Origin of the sequence: Streptomyces sp. NBC_00442 (assembly GCF_036014195.1) — a bacterium.
Taxonomy (GTDB): Bacteria; Actinomycetota; Actinomycetes; order Streptomycetales; family Streptomycetaceae; genus Streptomyces.
This window is the reverse complement of the sequence record NZ_CP107918.1, coordinates 2687606-2707681: the sequence shown is the minus strand read 5'-3', so window position 1 is coordinate 2707681 and position 20076 is coordinate 2687606. Positions and strand designations below refer to the sequence as shown.

Below are 20076 nucleotides of genomic sequence, written 5' to 3'. Positions count from 1 at the left end.
TCCGCTCCGTGAAACCCATGTGACCCCTGTCGTACCCGCGTGCGAGACTCGGCCGCATGCTGGGTGTGACCGATCTTCCGACCTATCTCGCCGGCCTCGTGCTGATCATTCTGCTGCCGGGGCCCAACTCGCTGTACGTGCTGTCCGTCGCCGCCCGGCGCGGGGTGCGGGACGGCTACGCTGCCGCCGCCGGTGTCTTCACCGGCGACACGGTGCTCATGACGCTCTCCGCGGTCGGCGCGGCCTCGCTGTTGCAGACGACGCCGCTGCTGTTCGCCGTCGTCAAGTACGCGGGCGCGGGCTATCTGACCTGGATGGCGATAGGCATGCTGCGGCAGGCGGTGGCGATGTGGCGCTCGCGGCACGACAAGACGCAGGAGCGGGCGGCCACCCAGGAGGTGGCGGGCGAGCGGCCCTACCGGCGGGCGCTGATGCTGAGCCTGTTCAACCCGAAGGCGATCCTCTTCATGATCTCGTTCTTCGTGCAGTTCGTGCGGCCCGACTACGCCTACCCCGCCCTGTCGTTCCTGCTGCTCGGCGCGCTGCTCCAGCTCGGCAGCTTCCTCTACCTGTCGACGCTCATCTTCAGCGGCACGCGCCTCGCGGCCGCGTTCCGTCGCCGCAAGCGGCTCTCGGCGGGCGCCTCGTCGGCGGCGGGTGTGCTCTTCCTCGGCTTCGCGGTGAAGCTGTCGCTCAGCGGGGTGTGACCGGCCGCCGCGCGAGCGCCCCGCGCAGCAGCGGCGTCGCCCGGCGTTCCACGTAGCGGTTCAGCAGCCACGCCAGGAACAGCATCGCCGCGATGGTGAGGGCGAAGGTGACCGGCGCGGGGATGTGCAGGCCGCGGTGGAGCACGCCGACGACGACCCAGCCCAGATGCTCGTGGACCAGGTAGAACGGGTAGGTGAGGGCGCCCGCCACGGTGAGCCAACGCCGGTTCGCCCAGCGCAGGTGGCCGAGCGCGATCGCGCCGACCAGCACGAAGCCCAGCGTGACGATGACGATGATCACCGAGGCGTGCCGGTTGGAGAAGGCCGCCGGATTGGGCTTGTGCCACAGGCCCGCGACCGCCCAGTGCTGGCCGATGGCCCAACTGACGGCGACGATGCCCCACGCGGTCACGTCGCGCCGGTTGCGGTGGAGCAGGTACAGGCCCATGCCGCCGATGAAGAAGGACGCGTACTGGGGCATGAACACGGCATCCAGGAACGGGACTTTCGTCGTCGCGGTGAGCGCGGCGGCCAGGGTCCAGCCCGCGCAGAACAGCACGACGCGCCGCCGGGTCGCGCCGGGCAGCACCACGCAGACGGCGAACAGCGCGTAGAAGCGCAGCTCGGCCCAGAGCGTCCAGCACACCCCGAGCACCCGGTGCACGCCGACCGGCATCTGGAGCATGGTCAGGTTCACCACGAACTCGCTGGGCGTGACCGTCCTGTAGACCACCCAGGGCAGCGCGAACACCGCGGTCACGATGATCAGCGCCGCCCAGTACGCCGGGTAGAGCCGCGAGACGCGCGAGGCGAAGAAGGACCGCAGCGGGCGCCCCCAGCCGCTCATGCAGATGACGAAGCCGCTGATGACGAAGAAGATCTGCACCCCGAGGCAGCCGTACGAGAACCACTCGTGGGCGGTGGGGAACAGCTTCTTGGGCGAGGCGCCCCAGCCCTTGCTGATGTCGCCGGAGCGCCCGCCGTAGTGGTAGAGCGCCACCATCAGGGCGGCGACGAGGCGCAGGCCGTCGAGTGCGCCGAGCCGGGAGACGGGGGCCGCGACCGGGGTGTGCGCGTCCGTCGGCGGGTGCGGCCGGTGGCCGGTGGTGGTGCGTACCCGCGGCAGGGTGTTGGACACGGTTCTCCTCTTGCCCGGCGTCGTGCTGCGGCCCGGTGGGCCCCGGCGTCGACAGAGTAGGACCGCCGCGAGCCGGAAAAGGCGCCGCCGCCCGGGAGTTCCCGCGCCCGACGCGGCATGTTCATCCGGCGCAGCGACGCGTTTGCCCGGACGTCGGTTTCCCCGGGGGCGGGCTCGCACCCGAACCCGGGCCGAAGAGAACGCGCGGCTCGACTCGTCGCAGCATCAAGGCCGTTCGGCGCATCCGACGGCCGCCAGGTAGGCGTCGAGCCCGGTCGTGTCCTCGCCCGCCCAGCCGACGTAGCCGTCGGGACGGACCAGGAACAGGCCGCGTCCGTACGCCTCGTACGCGCCCAGTTCGTGGACGTGGAGCCGCGCGGAGGCGATCGCCGGGGCCGGGGTGCCGAAGGCGAGGAGGGTGAAGTGCGGGCCGCGCAGAAGGTCGAAGACGCGGCCCTCGGGGAGTCGGCCGTCGGGCGCGCGGTCGCCGGCCTCCAGGGCGCCCGCCCGGCCGGTGGAGAGCGGGCCGCCGCGGTAGCCGAGGCCGAGCTGGCGGGTCTGCGCGCGGGCGTGGCCGTCCTGGCTCAGGAGGCGGTGACGGTGCAGCCGCGTGCTCATGCCGAGCACCCCGGCCGCGATGGGCCGCCGCTCGTCCTCGTAGGTGTCGAGGAGCGCGTCGGACGCGCCGTGGCGGAGCACCTGGGCGAGCTTCCAGCCGAGGTTGTAGGCGTCCTGGACGCTGGTGTTGAGGCCCTGTCCGCCGGCCGGGGAGTGAATGTGCGCGGCGTCGCCCGCGAGGAGGACCCGGCCCGCGCGGTAACGGGTGGCCAGGGCCGCGCGCGGCCTGAAGTCCGAGGCCCAGACGACCTTGGTGACCTGGTCGCCGGTGACCGGGGTGTGCGCGGTGAGGTGGCCGACGACGCCGGCGTCGCTGGTGTCGGGCACCGCGTTCTCGTCGTCGAACCGGACGATCAGCTGGTAGAGGCCGGGCTCGCCGGGCAGCGGGCAGAGGACGGCGCCGCTGTCCGTCGCGGTGCGCCACACATGCCAGTTGAGGTCGTCGACGATGGCGTCGGGGGTGAGCAGGACGTCCGCGACGAGCATCGGCTTGGGGTCGACGCTCTCGCCCTCCATGGCGATGCCGAGCGCGCGCCGCACCGCCGACCGGCCGCCGTCGGCGGCGACGAGGTGGCGGGCGCGGACGGTGCGCCCGTCGGCGAACGCGGCGGTGACGCCGTCGGCGTCCTGAACGAGCCCCGAGACCTCGGAGTCGAACACGACATCGCCGCCGAGGGCGCGCAGACGGGCGTGGAGCAGGTCCTGGAAGCGGGACTGGCCGATGAGCAGGGCGTTGGCGTAGGGCTCCTGCTCGGTGGGGGTCGCGCGCTCGATCATGTCCCACTCGTGGCCGCGCTCGGTGCCGTCGGGGCCCTCCCAGCTGAGCATGCGCGGGTAGGCGCGGCCGGCCCGCAGGACGGCGTCGACGATCCCGAGATCGTCGAGGACCTCCAGGGTGCGGGGCTGGATGCCCTTGCCGCGCGAGCCGGGGAAGAGGCGGTCGGACTTCTCCACGAGCAGGGCGGGGACGCCGCGGCGGGCGAGGTCGATCGCGAGCACGAGGCCGGTGGGGCCCGCCCCGACGACGAGAACGTCGGTGGTGGCGACCGGCACGGGCTCCTTAACGCCGTTAAGTTCCATGCTCGGAAGAGTGCGCTTAACGGTGTTAAATTGTCAAGGTGGCTACGACGAAGATCGACCGCGCGCAGGTCGCCGACACCGCGCTGAGGCTCCTGAACGAGGTGGGGCTCGACGGCCTCACGCTGCGGGCGATCGCGAAGGAACTGGGCGTCCAGGCGCCCGCGCTCTACTGGCACTTCAAGAACAAGCAGGCGCTGCTCGACGAGATGGCGACGGTCATGTACCGGCGGATGGCCGCCGACGGGCCGCCCGGAGCGGACGAGCCCACCTGGCAGGACCAGCTGTGCGCCGTCAACCGCGCCCTGCGCGCGATGCTGCTCAGCCACCGCGACGGCGCGAAGGTGTACGGAGGCGCCCGCTTCACCGGCACCGACCATGCGGAGTCCCTTGAGCTCTACCTCGGCCGGATGTGCCAGGAGGGCTGGGAGCTGCGCGACGCGGTACGGGCCGGGACGCTCGCCTACGCCTACACGATGGGCTTCGTCGCCGAGGAGCAGGGCAGCGCGCCCCGGCCGGAGGAGCGGGGCGAGCCGTTCGACGTCGCCGCGCGCGCCGAGCGCCTCGCCGCCTACCCGCTGGCCGCGGCGGCGGGACCGCACCTCTTCACGTCGTACGACGAGCGTTTCGAGGAGGGCCTGACCGTGCTGGTGGCCGGCATCGAGGCCACCTACCGCCCGCACGGGTAGCGCGGGCGCCGCCCGTTGTCAGGTGCCGGATAGCGTGCGCGCACCACAGCCGGCGAGGGAACGGGGACGTCCGCATGGAGTTTCGTATCGAGCGGGGCGCGCTGGCCGAAGCGGTCGCCTGGGCGGCCCGGTCGCTGCCCGCGCGGTCACCGGTGCCGGTCCTCGGCGGCCTCCTCCTGACGGCGGGAGACGGGCGGCTCGCCCTGTCGGGGTTCGACTACGAGGCGTCCGCGCACATCGAGGTGGCGGCCGGGACCGGGGCCGCAGGGCAGGTCCTGGTCCTTGGCCGCAGGCTGCTCGACATCTGCAAGGTGCTGCCCGAGTCGACGGTGACCTGCGCCCAGGAAGGCTCACGCTTCACTATCGAGGGCGGCGGAACCCGCTTCGGCCTGTCCACCCTGCCGGTGGGGGAGTACCCGGCGCTGCCCGGACTCCCGGCGCCGCGCGGGTCGGTGGACGCGGCGCGGTTCGCCGAGGCGGTCGCGCAGGTGGCGGTCGCCGCGGGCCGGGACGACGCGCTGCCGGTACTCACCGGCATCCAGCTCCGCCTGGACGGCGCCGCCATGACCCTGGCCGCGTCCGACCGCTACCGCTACGCCGTGCGCACCCTGCCGTGGCAGCCGGACGACGAGGGCGCGCAGCCGGTGGAGGTGGTGGTTCCCGGGCGCCGGCTCACCGAGCTCTCCCGCTCCCTCGCCAAGTCGGGGACGATCCGGGTCGGTCTCAACGGGCCCGCGGACCGGCCCGGTTCGGGTGCGGGCCTGATCGCCTTCGAGGGCTCCCGGATGCGCACCACCCTGCGGCTCATCGACGGACGCCTGCCCCGCTACGACAAGCTGTTCACGCTGGAGAACCCGGCCGTGGCCGTCACCGGGCGCGAGGCGCTCGCCGACGCGGTCCGCCGGGTCGCGGTCGTCGCGGAACCCAACAGCCCGGTGCGGCTCGACTTCCACGCCGACGGGACGGTGCTCCTCCAGGCGGGTTACGAGGACGACGTCGCCTCGCAGCGCCTCGCCACCACCCTGACCGGCGCCGGTGACGTGGCCGTGGCCTTCAACCCGGCGTACCTGCTGGACGCCCTCGCCTCCTTCCGCGCGCCCCGGGTCCGTTTCGAACTCCTGGGCCCCGGTCAGCGGACCCTGCTCGGCGCGGCCCCGGACACCGACGGCGAGGGCGAGGGCGACCCGGTCCGTGACGACCACCGGCACCTGCTGATGTCCGTACGGCAGCTGAGCTGAGCTGAGCCGGGCCGGCCGCGCCGGGATCAGCGGTGGGCCGGGGTGCGGGTGCGGGTGCGGGCCAGGGTGCGGGCGCGGCGGGCGATCCTGCGCACCGTCGCGTTGCGCGGGACGAATCCGAGCCGCGCCGGGACCGCGCCGGGAAGCCCCAGCACGGTCAGCCGCCGCCGCTTGAAGTAGCGCCACGTGTACGCGTCGAGCGACCCCGCGAGATACCGCTCGGCCGCGCCCCGCAGGTCCGGCCGCAGCTCCGGCTGCATGGCGTACCCCACCGCGCCCAGCAGCCCGGGAAGGTCGGCGGACGGTGCGTCCGGGCCCGGATCGAGGGGCGGGAGCAGCGCGTCCGCGATGGTCACCGGCACCCGGTTGCTGTTCTGGTACGGCGCGAGCCGGTCCAGGAGCAGCTCGGTGCCGACCCGGGCGACCGGCAGTCCGTAGAACGCCGACGCCGTGAGCAGCGCGGTGGAGAAGCAGCCCACCACGAGCGCGGGGGAGAGCCGCTCGTACAGGACCTCGGCGAGCAACGGGCTGTCCAGCACGGTCAGTTGGGCGCCCAGCTCCGCCGCCGCACGCACCAGGGCCTGCGCCCCGGCGGGCGGCGCCGAGGGGTGCGGCTTGAACACGAGGTGACGGTGCCCCCGCGCCGCCGCGCCCCGCACCATCCGCAGATGCAGCTCCTCCTCCTGCTCCGGGGTGAGGATGGACAGCGCGGACAGGTACTGGCCGAGCAGGAGCGCCACCGGTTCGCCGTCGGCCCGTGGCACCAACTCGACGTCCTGCAAGGCCAGTTCGCTGACGACCTTGCGGAAGGCGGCCGTCGGTACCGGCTCGGACGGCACCCCGAACTCGCCGAGGAGCAGCGGTTCGAGACCCGGCACCAGGTCCAGGTGGAGCACCCTGCGCACCCGGCCGCCGATCAGCGGGTCGAGCTTGTTGCGCGTCGGGCCGTACGTCATCAGGCCGTCCGCGTACACCGTGATCGGCGCGTCGGGAAAGAGCTGGGCCACCGCCTGCGCCGGGTTCACCTGGATGGATTCCAGGGCGAGCTCGATCCGGTCGTCGCCGAGACCCCACACCGTCCTCAACTGCCGCTCCCACAAAGGCGCGTCGTCCGGACGCGGGGACCAGCCGCCGGGGTGGAAGGGGGCGATGGTGTCGTTCCAGGAGAGCACGCCGTCGAAGCGGTCCCGCAGGTGCTCGAACCCCGGCACGGTGTCGAGCGGCGCCGATGTCTCCGGCGCGTAGGCGTTGTTGCTGAGGAGCAGCAGCCGCCGGTCCGCCGTCGGGAAGCAGCCGCTGTCGAGCGCGGCCGCCAGGGTGGCCACCCCGTACAGGGTGGACGCGGCGAAGACCTGCGTCGTGCGAGGACCGGGTGCCGTACGCATCAGGCGACCGCCTGCGCGGAGGCCCCGGCCGGCCGGCGGCGCAGCCTGCGCAGCCTGGCGGCGCGGCGCGCGTCCATGGAACCCAGCGCCTCCTTGAGGTGGTCCTGCGGCAGCCGCCTCAGGGCGCCCGCGGTGAGGGAGCGCAGTTGTCTGGCCACGGCGGGTTCGAACCTCTCGATGCTGCTCATGTGGTGGGAAATGATCGCGCAGTACGTCCGTACCGCCTTGGGGAGCAGCTCGGCGGCGTCGCGGTCCTTCGCCGTCTCCTCGATCACCTGGTCGAACGCGCGAATGAAGTCGAGCTGACGCACATCGCCGATCTGCGTGAGCGAGGAAGCGACCCCGCGCCGGTAGAAGACGCCCAGCTGACCCGTGACGGCGAACGACTCCGCCTCGCGGTGCAGCCGCCAGATCCACGGCCGGTCCTCCGCGGTGCGCAGGCCGTCGGTGAAGTGCAGCAGCCCACGGTCGGCGAGCCTGCGGTGGTACATCCCGGCCCAGGCGTACGCGTAGTCCACCGACGTGGAACGGGTGGCGGGCAGTATGGCGTCCCGCGGCGACATCACCTCGCCGCGCCTGCCGTGCGGCACGCGGTGCACCGTACGCTCCTGGCCGGTCACCTGGACGTGATCGGTGCGCAAGAAATCACAGCCCAACTCCTCGATAGAGGAAAGGAGTTGGGCGAAGTATCCGGGTGCCACCCAGTCGTCGCCGTCCAGGTAGGCCAGATAGGTGCCGCGGGCCGCGTCCAGGCCGGTGTTGCGGGCCGTGGCGAGGCCGCCGTTGCGGGCGTGCCGCAGCAGCACCGCCCCGGGCAGCTCGCGCTCGGCGCGTTCGAGCAGCTCGACCGTGCCGTCCGACGAGCAGTCGTCGACGAGGAGGAACTCGAAGTCGTCACGGGCGTTCGCGCGCAGACTTCGCAGGGTGTCGGGTGCGTACGGGCGCACGTTGTAGAACGGCACGATGACGGAGAGCTTGACCACGGCGGTGACGCTAGGGGCGCCGCGCGTCCTTCGTCCTGTCCGGCGGCCGGATGCCGGATGAACGACGGACGGCGGGACCGTTAACCGGCCCGCCCGACAGCCCCGCACGCCGTTCGTAGTCACGCTGTTAACCCGTTGTTGCAGCCGAGTTGGGCCGCGAACCCGCACGGCTTCCTAGTTTCTACGGCGTGCCATCACGTACCGACTCACGGCTGCGGATCGCGGTTCTCGCGGATTCGGACACCCGGTGGAAATGGGGCGCGCTCACCGCGCGCCGTCTCGCCGAACGGGTGCCAGGGACCGACACCGCCGAGCCCCGGCCCGCCTCCCCCGACCTCGACGGCTTCCTGCTGCGCGGCCGCGCCACCCCCACCCCGCGTCAGCTCGACGAGGTCGGAGCGGGCGCGGACAGCCTGCGCGAAGTGACGCTGGCCCAATTCCTGGACCACGCACAGGCGTTGGGGCCCGCCGCGCACGAAGGGCGGGGCGACCGGGCGTACGACGTGATCGTGCTCGCACTCGTCGGAGGCGCCGCCCAGGCGGCGCTGCACGGACTCGCCGCACGGTGGCGGGGCCACGCACGGCGGCCCGTCGTCGTCACCGGCTATGTCGGCGTCGTCTACGAGAAGCTCGCCGACGGTCTGCTGCTGCGGCACGGCGCGGACATCGTGCTCGCCAACTCCCGCCACGACGCGCTGCGTTTCCGCGCGGTGTACGAGGGCGTTGGCGCCGGCTCCCGCGCCGTCACCGAGGCCGCGCTGCCCTTCCTCGGCGGGGCCGCCTACCGGCCCGAGGCCGGCCGCGACACGGTCGTCTTCGCCGCCCAGCCGTCGGTGCCCGAGAGCCGCGCCGACCGGCAGTACCTGCTGCGGCGCCTGGCCGGGCACGCCCGGCGCCACCCCGGGCGGGACGTCGTCCTCAAGCTCCGCTCCAAGCCCGGCGAGCACACCACCCACATCGAGGAACACCCCTACCAGCGGCTCGCCCGCGGCATGGACCTGCCGCCCAACGTCCGTCTCGCGTACGGAAACATGGGCGAGGTCCTGGACCGCGCCGACCTCCTGGTGACCGTCTCCTCGACCGCCGCACTCGAATCCCTGCACCGCTCGGTCCCGACCGCCGTCCTCACCGACCTCGGCGTACGCGAGGTCCTCGGCAACCACCACTTCCTCGGCTCCGGCTGCCTGACCTCCTGGGACCGGCTCGACGCCGGACACCGGCCCGAGCCCGACGCGGCGTGGCTCGCGGCCCAGGGCGTCGCGCCGGGCGAGGCGTACCAGCGCGCCTTCGACCTCGCACGCGAGCGGCTGGGCGCGCTCCTCGGGCAGGAGAGCCTGCCGCCCATCGCGCCGTACTACACCGCCACCACCGCCCCCGGCCACCTGCCGGGCCTCCTCGCCCGGCACCACCTCGCCCCCGACGGCACCCCGCTGCCGGGCGCGGCCCCCGCGCACGAGCCGACCGGCCTGCGCCGGCTGATCAGGGACGCCGTGCGCGACGCGGCGCGCGGCGCCTACCGCCACGGCGTACAGCGGGTCGCGCCCGTGATCCGCCGGATGGGAGAACTGTGATGAGCGCAGCGACCGCCGCCCCCGCCCTCCGGGTCCTCGCCGTGATCCCCGCACGGGGCGGCTCCAAGGGCGTGCCCGGCAAGAACCTCGCCCCCGTCGCCGGCGTCCCGCTCGTCGTACGGGCCGTGCTCGCCTGCCGGGCCGCGCGTCACGTCACCGACGTCGCCGTCTCCACCGACGACCCGGCGATCGCCGCCGCGGCGCGGGCCGCCGGCGCCGACGTGGTCGTCCGCCCGGCCGCCATCGCGGGCGACACCGCCTCCAGCGAAGCCGCCGTCCTGCACGCCCTCGACGCCTACCCGGACACCGCCGCCGTGCTGCTCGTGCAGTGCACCAGCCCGTTCCTGACCCGCGAGGACGTCGAGGGCGTGGCCGCCGCGGTCGTCGAGGACGGAGCCGACACCGCCGTCACCGTCGCCCCCTTCCACGGGTTCCTGTGGCGCGAGTCCATCGAGGACGGAGCCGCCTGCGGCCAGGGCATGGGCCACGACAAGACGGTCCGGCCGCGCCGACAGGACCGCCCCCAGGACTTCCTGGAGACCGGCGCCGCGTACGCCATGGACGCGGCCGGGTTCCGCACGCACAAGCACCGCTTCTTCGGCCGCACCGCGCTCGTCCGCACCGACCCGGCCCGGGTCCTGGAGATCGACGAACCGCACGACCTGGCACGGGCCCGCGCGCTCGCCCCCCTCGTCGACCACGCGCCCGGCCCCACCCTCGACGACGTCGACGCGGTCGTCCTCGACTTCGACGGCACCCAGACCGACGACAAGGTGCTCATCGACTCCGAAGGACGCGAACTCGTCGCCGTGCACCGGGGCGACGGCCTCGGCATCGCCGCCCTGCGCCGGGCCGGCCTGAAACTGCTCGTCCTGTCCACCGAGCAGAACCCCGTCGTCGCCGCCCGCGCCCACAAGCTGAAGATCCCCGTCCTGCACGGCATCGACCGCAAGGACCTCGCACTCAAGCAGTGGTGCGAGGACGAGAACGTCGACCCGCAGCGCGTGCTGTACGCCGGCAACGACGTCAACGACCTGCCCTGCTTCGCGCTCGCCGGCTGGCCCGTCGCCGTCGCGAGTGCCCACGACGCGGTGCGCGCCGCCGCGCGTGCCGTCACCGCCGCCCCCGGCGGCGAAGGAGCCGTCCGCGAGATCGCCGGCTGGCTCCTGGGACCCGAACTCGACCGCACCCCGCCCGCACCCACGACCCACCACACCCCGTACACCCCGTGACGCTCCCCACCACACCCCCGCACAGCTAAGGAACTTCCTCATGAGCAACCGTCTGCGCACCCTCGGCAGCCGCACCGCAGGTCCGGGCCACCCCGTGTACGTCACCGGCGAGATCGGCATCAACCACAACGGCGACCTCGACACCGCGCTCGCCCTGATCGACGTCGCCGCCGACGCCGGCTGCGACGCCGTCAAGTTCCAAAAGCGCACCCCCGAGATCTGCACCCCGCGCGACCAGTGGGACATCGAGCGGGACACTCCGTGGGGCCGGATGACGTACATCGACTACCGCCACCGGGTGGAATTCGGCGAGGACGAGTACCGCGCGATCGACGCGCACTGCGCCCTGCGCGGCATCGACTGGTTCGCCTCCCCGTGGGACACCGAGGCCGTCGCCTTCCTGGAGAAGTTCGACGTGCCGGCCCACAAGGTCGCCTCCGCCTCGCTCACCGACGACGAACTCCTGCGGGCCCTGCGCGCCACCGGACGTACGGTCGTGCTGTCGACCGGCATGTCCACGCCGCAGCAGATCCGCCACGCCGTGGAGGTGCTCGGCAGCGCCAACATCCTTCTGTGCCACGCCACTTCGACGTACCCGGCGAAGGCGGACGAGCTCAACCTGCGGGTGATCAACAGCCTGATGGCCGAGTACCCGAACGTGCCCATCGGCTACAGCGGCCACGAGACGGGACTCCAGACCACGCTCGCCGCCGTCGCGCTCGGCGCCGCCTTCGTGGAGCGCCACATCACCCTCGACCGCGCCATGTGGGGCTCCGACCAGGCCGCCTCCGTCGAACCCGGCGGCCTCACCCGCCTCGTCCGCGACATCCGCACCATCGAGGCGGCGCTCGGCGACGGCGTCAAGAAGGTCTACGACTCCGAGCTCGCCCCCATGAAGAAGCTGCGCCGCGTCGCCGGTGTCGTCGCCGCCACCGGCGACCGCGCTCCGGCCGCGGTCTGAGAGGACGTACCCGCCGTGCCTCGGGAGACCACCGACACCGTCGCCTTCGTGGAGAGCCCGGTCCAGCTGCTCAACGTCCTGGAGTGGGCCCACGCGCCCGGCCCGCTGCTCGACGGCGTGCCCGCACAGCAGCGGTCCGCGGCGCCGGACCTCGCGGGCCTCACCGTCGTGGTGCTCTCGCCGACCGACCCCATGTCGCGCGGCCAGCTGCGCCGGATGGCGGAGCTGGCCCGGGACGCGGGCGCGACGGTGCGGTGGGAGGAGGCCAGGGGCGGTCCCACCGCCCCGCTGCACACCGTGGCCGGGCTCACCCCGATGCTGCGGCGCGCGGAACGCATCGTCATGGGCGACCCCTTCTCGCGCTACGTACAGCTGCTCCTGACCGTGGCCCGCGCCCGGGACCTGGTGGTCGTCGACGACGGGACCGCCACCATGGAGTTCGTCGCCCAACTCGCCCGCGGGGAGCGCCTGGTGCGCTGGCACCGGCGGGGCAGCAGGGCCGGCGCGCGCGACCTCCTGTTCGCCCCCGTCGCCGCCGCGGCCCGGCGCCGGCTCACCCCCGCGCGGCGCCGCGCCGTGGAAGTGTTCAGCGCGATGCCCATAGAGGCGCCCGAAGGCGTCACGGTCACGCCCAACACCTTCGGCTGGACACGGGCGCACTTCGGCCCGCCGCGCCTGACCAAGGGCGCCGACCTGGTGGGGACATCGCTGGTGGAGACCGGCGTGGTCGACCCCGAGCGCTACCTCGACGCGGTCGGCCTGCTGGCCCGTACGCACGGCGTGACCCGCTACTTCGCGCACCGCCGCGAATCGGCCGACAAACTGCACACGCTGCACGCCCGGACCGGGCTCGAAATCGTCCGGCCCGATCTGCCGCTCGAACTCATCGCGCGCCGGGGGCCGGTCGGCCGTACGGTCCTGAGCTTCCCCTCCACCGTCGTCCACACCCTGCCGCTGGCGCTCGCCGGCACGGGTGTGACCGTCGTGGTCTGCGACATCGACCCGCGGTGGCTCACCGAACGGGCCTCGCCCCGGGCCCAGGGCTTCCTCGACGGCGTGACGGGGGCGGCCCGCAAGGCCCACGGGCTGGCGACGGTGGCGGCGTAGGGCACCGGCCCGGACCGCAGGACCGGACCGCAGGCCGAAGCACCCGCGCGGACCGCCGACGTAGAACGTCAGTTCTGCGCATCGGGCAGAAGGACGAAATACCTTACCCAGTCGAAGCGATCGACATGCGCCATGCGACCGGCTTTCTTTCCCCTATGCGGCTGAACTTTTGTTGATCGCGAGCGAGTTGAGCCTCGAAAAGGCCTACCCTCAACGAGTGAACCAGTTGATGTCCCGTGAGTCCGAAGCCGATCTGCCCGGCGAAGCACCGCTGCCCGGTGAGCTGAGCGAGGCCCTGTGTGCCGAACTCATCGCCTTCCGGCGGGACTTGCACATGCACCCCGAGCTGGGCAATCAAGAGTTCAGGACCACCGCCGCGATCAGAGCGCGCCTCGAAGCGGCCGGCCTCGAACCCCGCGTCCTGCCGGGCGGCACCGGGCTCATCTGCGACATCGGCACGACCCCGGCGCGCGGCTCGGCGCAGAGCGGCGCCGCGCGTCCCGTGCTCGCCATCCGCGCGGACATCGACGCCCTGCCCATCCCGGACGCCAAGGCGGGCATCTCCTACCGCTCCACCGTCCCGGACCGCGCGCACGCCTGCGGCCACGACGTGCACACCACCACCGTTCTCGGCACCGGCCTCGTCCTTGCCGAGCTGCACCGCGAGGGCCGGCTGCCCGCTCCCGTAAGGCTGCTGTTCCAGCCCGCCGAGGAGGTGCTGCCCGGCGGCGCCGCCGACGCCATCGTGGCCGGGGCCCTGGACGGCGTGGGCCGGATCATCGCCGTGCACTGCGACCCGCGCGTGGACGCCGGTCGGATCGGGCTGCGGCCCGGCCCCATCACCTCGGCCTGCGACCGCCTGGAGGTCTTCCTCGACGGGCCCGGCGGCCACACCGCGCGCCCCCACCTGACCACCGACCTGGTGACCGCGGTCGCGCGCGTCGCCGCCGACGTGCCGGCGCTCCTCGCCCGCCGCATCGACGCCCGCGCCGGGCTCGCCCTCACCTGGGGCCGCATCGAGTCGGGCCACGCCTGCAACGTCATCCCGATGCACGCCGAGCTGGCCGGCACGGTGCGCTGCCTCGACCTCGACGCCTGGCGCGACGCGCCCGACCTTGTCCACGCCGCGATCGACGAAGTCGCCACCCTGCACGGGGCCAAATCGGAGATCAACTACGTCCGCGGGGTGCCCCCGGTCGTCAACGATCCGGCCGTGACCGAGCTGCTGCGCGACGCCATGACGGCCCGCCGCGGCCCCTTCGCCGTCGAGGACACGGAACAGTCGCTGGGTGGCGAGGACTTTTCGTGGTACCTGGAGCACGTACCAGGGGCGATGGCCCGTCTCGGGGTCCGCACGCCCGGCTCCCATGCCCGGCTTGACCTCCATCGGGGTGATTTCGACGCGGACGAGGCCGCCATCAAGGTGGGCGTGGAGCTCTTCACCGCCGCGGCGCTCCTCGATGGCAACCGCGCGTAACCGGACACTTCATCCCCTGTTCGCGGCGATTCGATAACGGCTTCCGAACAGGGCTTTACGCGACATCTACGCGCGTTACGATCCGACGCGAAACCAGCGCCGGTAGGGGCGCCTCGGTTCAGGTTTGAAGGGACCTCCTCTTGCGCCGGGTATCCAAGATCGCTGCGGCAGGTATCGCCACCGCCGCGCTCGCGCTTTCCGCCACCGCCTGTGGCTCCACGTCCTCCCAGAAGGACTCGGGCACCTCCTCGTCGTCCTCCGCGGGCGGCAAGGGCGTCAAGATCGGTGTCGCGTACGACGTCGGTGGCCGTGGTGACCACTCGTTCAACGACTCCGCCGCGCGCGGCATCGACAAGGCCAAGGCCGAGTTCGGCGGTGACGTCAAGGAGCTGACCGCCAAGACCACCGACACCGAGGCCGACCGCGAGCAGCGGCTGACCGACCTCGCGGGCGCGGGCTACAACCCGGTCATCGGCATCGGCTACGCGTACGCGAACTCGATGAAGAAGGTCGCGGTCAAGTACCCGAACGTCACGTTCGGCATCGTGGACTCCGTCGTCGAGGGCCCGAAGAACATCGACAACATCGTCTTCACCGAGGAGCAGGGCTCCTACCTCGCGGGTGTCGCCGCGGCGCTGAAGACCAAGACCAACCACGTCGGCTTCATCGGCGGCGTCGACGTTCCCCTCATCAAGAAGTTCGAGGCGGGCTTCAACCAGGGCGTCAAGGACACCAAGCCGGACGTCAAGGTCGACAACCAGTACCTGTCGCACGGTTCGGACACTTCCGGCTTCGCCAGCCCCGACAAGGGCAAGGAAGCCGCGCAGGGCATGCTCGACAACGGCGCCGACGTGATCTACACCGCCGCCGGCTCCTCCGGCACCGGTGCGATCGAGGCCGTCGCGGGCAAGAAGGGTGCCTGGGCGATCGGGGTCGACTCCGACCAGTACCAGCAGGCCTCGCTGTCCAAGTACAAGAACGCGATCCTGACCTCGGTCGTCAAGAACGTCGACATCGGCGTCTACGACCTGATCAAGTCGATCAAGGACGGCAAGCCGCTGGTCGGCACCAACAGCTACCCGCTGGCCAAGGGCGGCGTCTCGCTCGCCACGAGCGGTGGCTTCATCGACGACCTGAAGCCGCAGCTCGACGCGGCCCAGAAGAAGATCGTCGACGGCTCCATCAAGGTCAAGACGACCCCGTGACCCACGGCGGTCGCTGACCGCCCCCGTCGCGAACCGGCCCGGTGAGCAGGGACCGCCCTGCTCACCGGGCCGTAACGAAGTGTCAACTCTACGCGCGTAGGCCGGAGTTGGCGCACCGTGAGTGTGCTGAACTACTACGCCGGAGGCCCGGCGTGGCACATCAGTACGCTTCCCGGCTTCCCCGGAAGCTCCCCGCCCCCCTGCTCCTGCCCACGAGGAGAGTGCGCCATCAACGCGTCCAGCCCTCCCGCCGTCGAACTGCGCGGCATCACCAAACGATTCCCCGGTGTCGTCGCCAACAAGGACATCGACATCACCGTCCGCAAGGGCACCGTGCACGCGCTGTGCGGTGAGAACGGCGCCGGCAAGTCGACCCTGATGAAGATCCTCTACGGCATGCAGAAGCCGGACGAGGGCACCATCACCATCGACGGTACCCAGGCCTCCTTCTCCAGCCCCGCGGACGCCATCGCGCTCGGCATCGGCATGGTCCACCAGCACTTCATGCTGGCCGACAACCTGACCGTCCTGGAGAACGTCGTCCTCGGCGGCGAGAAGCTGCACGGCATCGGCTCCAAGGCCCGCGCCAAGATCAAGGAGATCTCCGACGCGTACGGCCTCGGCGTCCGCCCGGACGTCCTGGTCGAGGACCTCGGAGTCGCCGACCGCCAGCGCGTGGAGATCCTCAAGGTCCTCTACCGCGGCGCGCGCACGCTCATCCTCGACGAGCCGACCGCGGTCCTGGTCCCCCAGGAGGTCGAGGCGCTCTTCGACAACCTGCGCGAGCTCAAGGCCGAGGGCCTGACCGTCATCTTCATCTCGCACAAGCTGGGCGAGGTCCTCTCGGTCGCCGACGAGATCACGGTGATCCGGCGCGGCACCACCGTCGGCACCGCCGACCCCCGCACGACCACCACCAAGCAGCTCGCCGAACTGATGGTGGGCAGCGAGCTGCCCTCGCCCGAGACCCGCGAGTCGACCGTCACCACGACGCCGATGCTCCAGGTCGACGGCCTGCGCCTGGCCGCCACCGACCCCGACGGGATGGTGCGCGAGGTGCTGTCCTCGGTCAGCTTCACCATCCACAAGGGTGAGGTGCTCGGCATCGCCGGTGTCGAGGGCAACGGCCAGGCCGAGCTCGTCGAGGCCATCATGGGCATGCGCATCCCCGACGGCGGTGTCATCACGCTCGGCGCCGCCGACATCTCGACGGCCCCGACGCGCAAGCGCCGCGAGGCCGGCGTCGGCTACATCCCCGAGGACCGCCACCGCCACGGCCTGCTCCTGGAAGCGCCGCTGTGGGAGAACCGCATCCTTGGACACGTCACCGAGAAGCCCAACTCCAAGGGCGCCCTCCTCGACAACAAGGCCGCCCGCCACGACACCGAGCGGATCGTGCGCGAGTACGACGTGCGCACCCCCGGCATCGAGGTCACCGCGGCGTCGCTGTCCGGCGGCAACCAGCAGAAGCTGATCGTCGGCCGCGAGATGAGCCACAACCCCAAGCTGCTGATCGCCGCGCACCCCACCCGGGGCGTGGACGTCGGCGCGCAGGCGCAGATCTGGGACCAGATCCGCGAGGCCCGCCGTGAGGGCCTCGCCGTGCTCCTCATCTCCGCCGACCTGGACGAGCTGATCGGCCTGTCCGACACCCTGCGGGTGATGTACCGGGGCCGTCTGGTCGCCGACGCCGACCCCGCCACGATCACCCCCGAGGAACTGGGCTCCGCCATGACCGGTGCCGCCACCGGCCACCTGGAGCACCAGGAGAACGCTGGGGGAGAGGACCGATGAAGAAGCTCACCTCCCGGATCGACAAGGAGAAGCTGCTCCTCGCGATCGCGGCCCCCGTGCTCGCGCTCGTCGCGGCCCTTGTCGTCACCGCCCTGATCATCCTGGCCACCGGCAAGAACCCGTTCCCGGCCTTCAACGACATGCTGTCGTACGGCTCGGCGAGCGATAGCCAGGTCTACATCCTCAACAAGGCGACGACGTACTACCTGGCGGGCATCGCGGTGGCCATCGGCTTCCGCATGAACCTCTTCAACATCGGCGTCGACGGCCAGTACCGCCTCGCGGCGTTCCTCGCGGCCGTCGTCGGCGGCGCGATGAGCCTGCCCGGCATCGTGCAGATCCCGGTCATCATCATCGTCGCCATGCTCGTCGGCGCGATGTGGTCGGCGGTCGCGGGCATCCTCAAGGTCACCCGGGGCGTCAGCGAGGTCATCTCGACCATCATGCTGAACGCCATCGCGACCGCGATCATCGCCTATCTGCTCCAGCCCGACCGGCTCGGCCAGCTCGACGAGGCCGGCACGCTGGTCTCCACCAAGCCGCTGCCGACGTCGTCCTGGTTCTTCACCATCGACATGGGCCCGGCAGGACAGCTGTGGGGCTTCATCGTCGTCGCCGTGCTCGTCGGCGTGGCGTACTGGTTCACGCTCGGCCGCACCCGCTTCGGGTTCGACCTGCGGGCCGTCGGCCAGTCCGAGTCGGCGGCCGCCGCGAGCGGCGCCAACGTCAAGAAGATGATCGTCACCAGCATGATCATCTCGGGTGCGGTGGCCGGTCTCGTCGGCATGCCGACGCTGCTCAACGACAGCCACCAGTTCGACAACAGCTTCCCGCTCGGGCTCGGCTTCACCGGCATCGCCATCGCCCTGCTCGGCCGCAACCACCCGGTGGGCATCGCGCTCGCCGCGCTGCTCTGGGGCTACCTGGAGCGCACCACCGGCCACTTCGAAGTGATCGGCTACGACAAGGAGATCCTCGGCGTGATCCAGGGCGTCATCGTCCTGTGCGTCGTGATCGCCTACGAACTCGTCCGCCGTTACGGCCTCAAGCGCCAGCAACAGCGCGTCGGCGCCGAGCTCGCGGCCCAGGCCGCCAAGACCGAGACGGAGGTGACGGCATGAGCGTCACGACCCAAACGACCACGACCCCACCGCCTCCGGCCGGGGTCAAGCGGGGCAACGCCAAGCGCAAGTTCTCCCTCGCGCAGGTCCTGATGATCATCGCGGGTGCGCTGATCCTCGTCTCCGCCGTACGCATGATCACCGGCGCCGACCAGCTCACCAGCGAGGGCCAGATCAGCGCCGCGCTCGGCCTGGCCGTGCCGATCGGGCTCGCGGGCCTCGCCGGTCTGTGGTCCGAGCGGGCCGGCGTGGTCAACATCGGCCTCGAAGGCATGATGATCCTCGGCACCTTCGGCGCCGGCTGGATCGGCTGGCAGTCCAGCCCCTGGCTCGGCCTGCTCGCGGGCATCGGCTTCGGCGTCCTCGGCGGTCTGATCCACGCGGTCGCCACCATCACCTTCGGCGTCGACCACATCGTCTCCGGTGTCGCGGTCAACCTGCTCGCGCTCGGCGTGACGCAGTACCTCGCCAAGCTGTTCTTCAACGGCGGCGAAGCCCAGGTCAAGGGCGGCAACCCCAAGCAGTCCCCGCCCGCGGACGCACTGCCCAGCTTCTCCATCCCGGGTCTGTCCTCCGGTCTCGAATCCCTCCAGAACCACCACTGGTTCCTGATCTCCGACCTCGCCGGCATCATCGGCGGCCTGGTCACCGAGGTCTCCTGGGTCACCGTCATCGCCGTGGGCCTCTTCGTCGGCACCTGGTGGGTGCTGTGGAAGACCGCCTTCGGCCTGCGCCTTCGCTCCTGCGGCGAGAACCCGATCGCGGCCGAGTCGCTCGGCGTCAACGTGTACTCCTACAAGTACGCGGCGGTCGCCGTCTCCGGCGGCCTCGCCGGCCTCGGCGGCGCCTTCCTCGCCCTGGTCACCTCGCACATCTACCTGGAGAACCAGACCGGCGGCCGCGGCTACATCGGCCTCGCCGCGATGATCTTCGGCAACTGGCGTCCGGGCGGACTCGCCATGGGCGCCGGCCTGTTCGGCTTCTCCGACGCGCTCCAGCTGCGCAACGGCGGCACCACCGTGCACGCCCTGCTGCTCCTGCTCGTCGTGCTGCTCGCGGCGCTGGCCGGCTGGAAGGCGTACAAGAAGGCGATGATCCAGGCCGTGATCAGCGCGGTGATGGCCGCGCTCATCCTGGTCTGGTACCTGGTCACCGACGACGTGCCCGGCGACTTCGTCGGCGCCACGCCGTACGTCGTGACGCTGCTCGTCCTCTCGCTCTCCGCCCAGCGTCTGCGGATGCCCAAGGCGGACGGCATGCGCTACCGGAAGGGCCAGGGCAAGTGACGCCGACGCCCGACTGGGAGGCGCTGCGCACGGCGGCGCGCGAGGCCATGTCCCGCGCGTACGCGCCGTACTCGGGCTACCCGGTCGGGGCGGCCGCCCTGGTCGACGACGGGCGCACCGTCACCGGCTGCAACGTGGAGAACGCCTCGTACGGCATCGGCCTGTGCGCCGAGTGCGGGCTCGTCTCGGCGCTCCAGCTGTCCGGCGGCGGCCGGCTGACGCACTTCACGTGTGTCGACGGCCACGGCGACGTGCTCGTGCCGTGCGGCCGCTGCCGCCAGCTGCTCTTCGAATTCGGCGGTCCCGAGCTCGTGTTGGAGACCCCGAAGGGCATCCTGACGCTGGCCGAGATGCTGCCGCAGGCCTTCGGCCCGGACCACCTGAAGTAACCTCCGCGGCCCCCGCACTGTCCGTGCGGGGGCCGCACTTTCAACTCCCCTCTATGCGCGTAGAGTCGCGTATGTACCAACGTGCACCAAGCCGGAAG

17 protein-coding genes are annotated in these 20076 nt (G+C 71.9%); 13 read left to right on the top strand and 4 right to left on the bottom strand.

Going from position 1 to position 20076, the window contains the following annotated elements:
* Window positions 1-56: 56 nt before the first annotated feature.
* Window positions 57-707: a leucine efflux protein LeuE gene (leuE, locus tag OG432_RS12070; RefSeq protein WP_328310652.1), complete on the top strand. Its 651-nt coding sequence runs from the start codon at window positions 57-59 to the stop codon at window positions 705-707.
* On the opposite strand, the gene OG432_RS12065 is transcribed toward leuE, so the two are convergent.
* The gene (locus tag OG432_RS12065) at window positions 694-1845 is read right to left on the bottom strand and encodes an acyltransferase family protein (protein WP_328310650.1); all 1152 of its coding nucleotides are present in this window, start codon (window positions 1843-1845) and stop codon (window positions 694-696) included. The two genes, leuE and OG432_RS12065, sit on opposite strands and share 14 nt — an antisense overlap.
* A 225-nt stretch (window positions 1846-2070) precedes the next feature.
* Window positions 2071-3543, bottom strand: coding sequence for an FAD-dependent monooxygenase (locus tag OG432_RS12060; protein ID WP_328310648.1), 1473 nt, complete (start codon window positions 3541-3543; stop codon window positions 2071-2073).
* Window positions 3544-3581: 38 nt separating this feature from the next.
* Here OG432_RS12060 and OG432_RS12055 point away from each other — a divergent pair, with 38 nt between their 5' ends.
* The gene (locus OG432_RS12055) at window positions 3582-4229 is read left to right on the top strand and encodes a TetR/AcrR family transcriptional regulator C-terminal domain-containing protein (protein WP_328310645.1); all 648 of its coding nucleotides are present in this window, start codon (window positions 3582-3584) and stop codon (window positions 4227-4229) included.
* A 74-nt stretch (window positions 4230-4303) separates the two neighbouring features.
* Window positions 4304-5467, top strand: coding sequence for a DNA polymerase III subunit beta (gene dnaN / locus OG432_RS12050; RefSeq protein WP_328310643.1), 1164 nt, complete (start codon window positions 4304-4306; stop codon window positions 5465-5467).
* Between the two features lie 26 nt (window positions 5468-5493).
* Here the strand turns inward: dnaN and OG432_RS12045 are convergent, their stop codons facing one another.
* Both OG432_RS12045 and OG432_RS12040 read right to left on the bottom strand, forming a co-directional pair.
* Window positions 5494-6852 (bottom strand): alpha-2,8-polysialyltransferase family protein, encoded by a 1359-nt coding sequence (locus tag OG432_RS12045; RefSeq protein ID WP_328310641.1) that lies wholly within the window; start codon window positions 6850-6852, stop codon window positions 5494-5496.
* Window positions 6852-7835: a glycosyltransferase family 2 protein gene (locus OG432_RS12040; protein ID WP_328310639.1), complete on the bottom strand. Its 984-nt coding sequence runs from the start codon at window positions 7833-7835 to the stop codon at window positions 6852-6854. The genes OG432_RS12045 and OG432_RS12040 overlap by 1 nt, the downstream gene beginning before the upstream one ends.
* Before the next feature lie 188 nt (window positions 7836-8023).
* Here OG432_RS12040 and OG432_RS12035 point away from each other — a divergent pair, with 188 nt between their 5' ends.
* The 10 genes from OG432_RS12035 to OG432_RS11990 all read left to right on the top strand — a co-directional run bounded on the left by OG432_RS12035 (window position 8024) and on the right by OG432_RS11990 (window position 19978).
* On the top strand, window positions 8024-9406 hold the full coding sequence (locus OG432_RS12035; RefSeq protein WP_328310637.1) for a DUF6716 putative glycosyltransferase: 1383 nt from the start codon (window positions 8024-8026) through the stop codon (window positions 9404-9406).
* Complete coding sequence (locus tag OG432_RS12030; protein ID WP_328310635.1) at window positions 9406-10638, top strand: acylneuraminate cytidylyltransferase; 1233 nt, start codon at window positions 9406-9408, stop codon at window positions 10636-10638. The genes OG432_RS12035 and OG432_RS12030 overlap by 1 nt, the downstream gene beginning before the upstream one ends.
* Before the next feature lie 40 nt (window positions 10639-10678).
* Entirely contained in the window at window positions 10679-11599 is a 921-nt protein-coding gene (locus OG432_RS12025; protein WP_328310633.1) for an N-acetylneuraminate synthase family protein, read from the top strand.
* A gap of 15 nt (window positions 11600-11614) precedes the next feature.
* A complete protein-coding gene (locus tag OG432_RS12020) occupies window positions 11615-12706 on the top strand; it encodes a hypothetical protein (RefSeq protein ID WP_328310631.1) in 1092 nt (363 codons plus the stop codon).
* A gap of 229 nt (window positions 12707-12935) precedes the next feature.
* On the top strand, window positions 12936-14183 hold the full coding sequence (locus tag OG432_RS12015) for an amidohydrolase (RefSeq protein WP_328315076.1): 1248 nt from the start codon (window positions 12936-12938) through the stop codon (window positions 14181-14183).
* Between the two features lie 140 nt (window positions 14184-14323).
* Entirely contained in the window at window positions 14324-15388 is a 1065-nt protein-coding gene (locus tag OG432_RS12010; protein WP_328310629.1) for a BMP family lipoprotein, read from the top strand.
* A gap of 228 nt (window positions 15389-15616) precedes the next feature.
* Window positions 15617-17182 (top strand): ABC transporter ATP-binding protein, encoded by a 1566-nt coding sequence (locus OG432_RS12005; RefSeq protein WP_328315075.1) that lies wholly within the window; start codon window positions 15617-15619, stop codon window positions 17180-17182.
* Window positions 17179-18303 (top strand): ABC transporter permease, encoded by a 1125-nt coding sequence (locus tag OG432_RS12000; RefSeq protein WP_328310627.1) that lies wholly within the window; start codon window positions 17179-17181, stop codon window positions 18301-18303. The genes OG432_RS12005 and OG432_RS12000 overlap by 4 nt, the downstream gene beginning before the upstream one ends.
* Window positions 18300-19589, top strand: coding sequence for an ABC transporter permease (locus OG432_RS11995; RefSeq protein ID WP_328310625.1), 1290 nt, complete (start codon window positions 18300-18302; stop codon window positions 19587-19589). The genes OG432_RS12000 and OG432_RS11995 overlap by 4 nt, the downstream gene beginning before the upstream one ends.
* Complete coding sequence (locus tag OG432_RS11990; protein WP_328310623.1) at window positions 19586-19978, top strand: cytidine deaminase; 393 nt, start codon at window positions 19586-19588, stop codon at window positions 19976-19978. Before OG432_RS11995 ends, OG432_RS11990 begins: the two co-directional genes overlap by 4 nt.
* Window positions 19979-20076 lie beyond the last annotated feature (98 nt).

Bases quoted from the DNA above. Each gene is read 5' to 3' on its own strand.
- OG432_RS12015 (WP_328315076.1), top strand. From the start codon at position 12,936: ATGTCCCGTGAGTCCGAAGCCGATCTGCCCGGCGAAGCACCGCTGCCC.
- OG432_RS12060 (WP_328310648.1), bottom strand. From the start codon at position 3,543: ATGGAACTTAACGGCGTTAAGGAGCCCGTGCCGGTCGCCACCACCGAC.
- OG432_RS11995 (WP_328310625.1), top strand. From the start codon at position 18,300: ATGAGCGTCACGACCCAAACGACCACGACCCCACCGCCTCCGGCCGGG.
- OG432_RS12000 (WP_328310627.1), top strand. From the start codon at position 17,179: ATGAAGAAGCTCACCTCCCGGATCGACAAGGAGAAGCTGCTCCTCGCG.
- OG432_RS12045 (WP_328310641.1), bottom strand. From the start codon at position 6,852: ATGCGTACGGCACCCGGTCCTCGCACGACGCAGGTCTTCGCCGCGTCC.
- leuE (WP_328310652.1), top strand. From the start codon at position 57: ATGCTGGGTGTGACCGATCTTCCGACCTATCTCGCCGGCCTCGTGCTG.
- OG432_RS12030 (WP_328310635.1), top strand. From the start codon at position 9,406: ATGAGCGCAGCGACCGCCGCCCCCGCCCTCCGGGTCCTCGCCGTGATC.
- OG432_RS12025 (WP_328310633.1), top strand. From the start codon at position 10,679: ATGAGCAACCGTCTGCGCACCCTCGGCAGCCGCACCGCAGGTCCGGGC.
- dnaN (WP_328310643.1), top strand. From the start codon at position 4,304: ATGGAGTTTCGTATCGAGCGGGGCGCGCTGGCCGAAGCGGTCGCCTGG.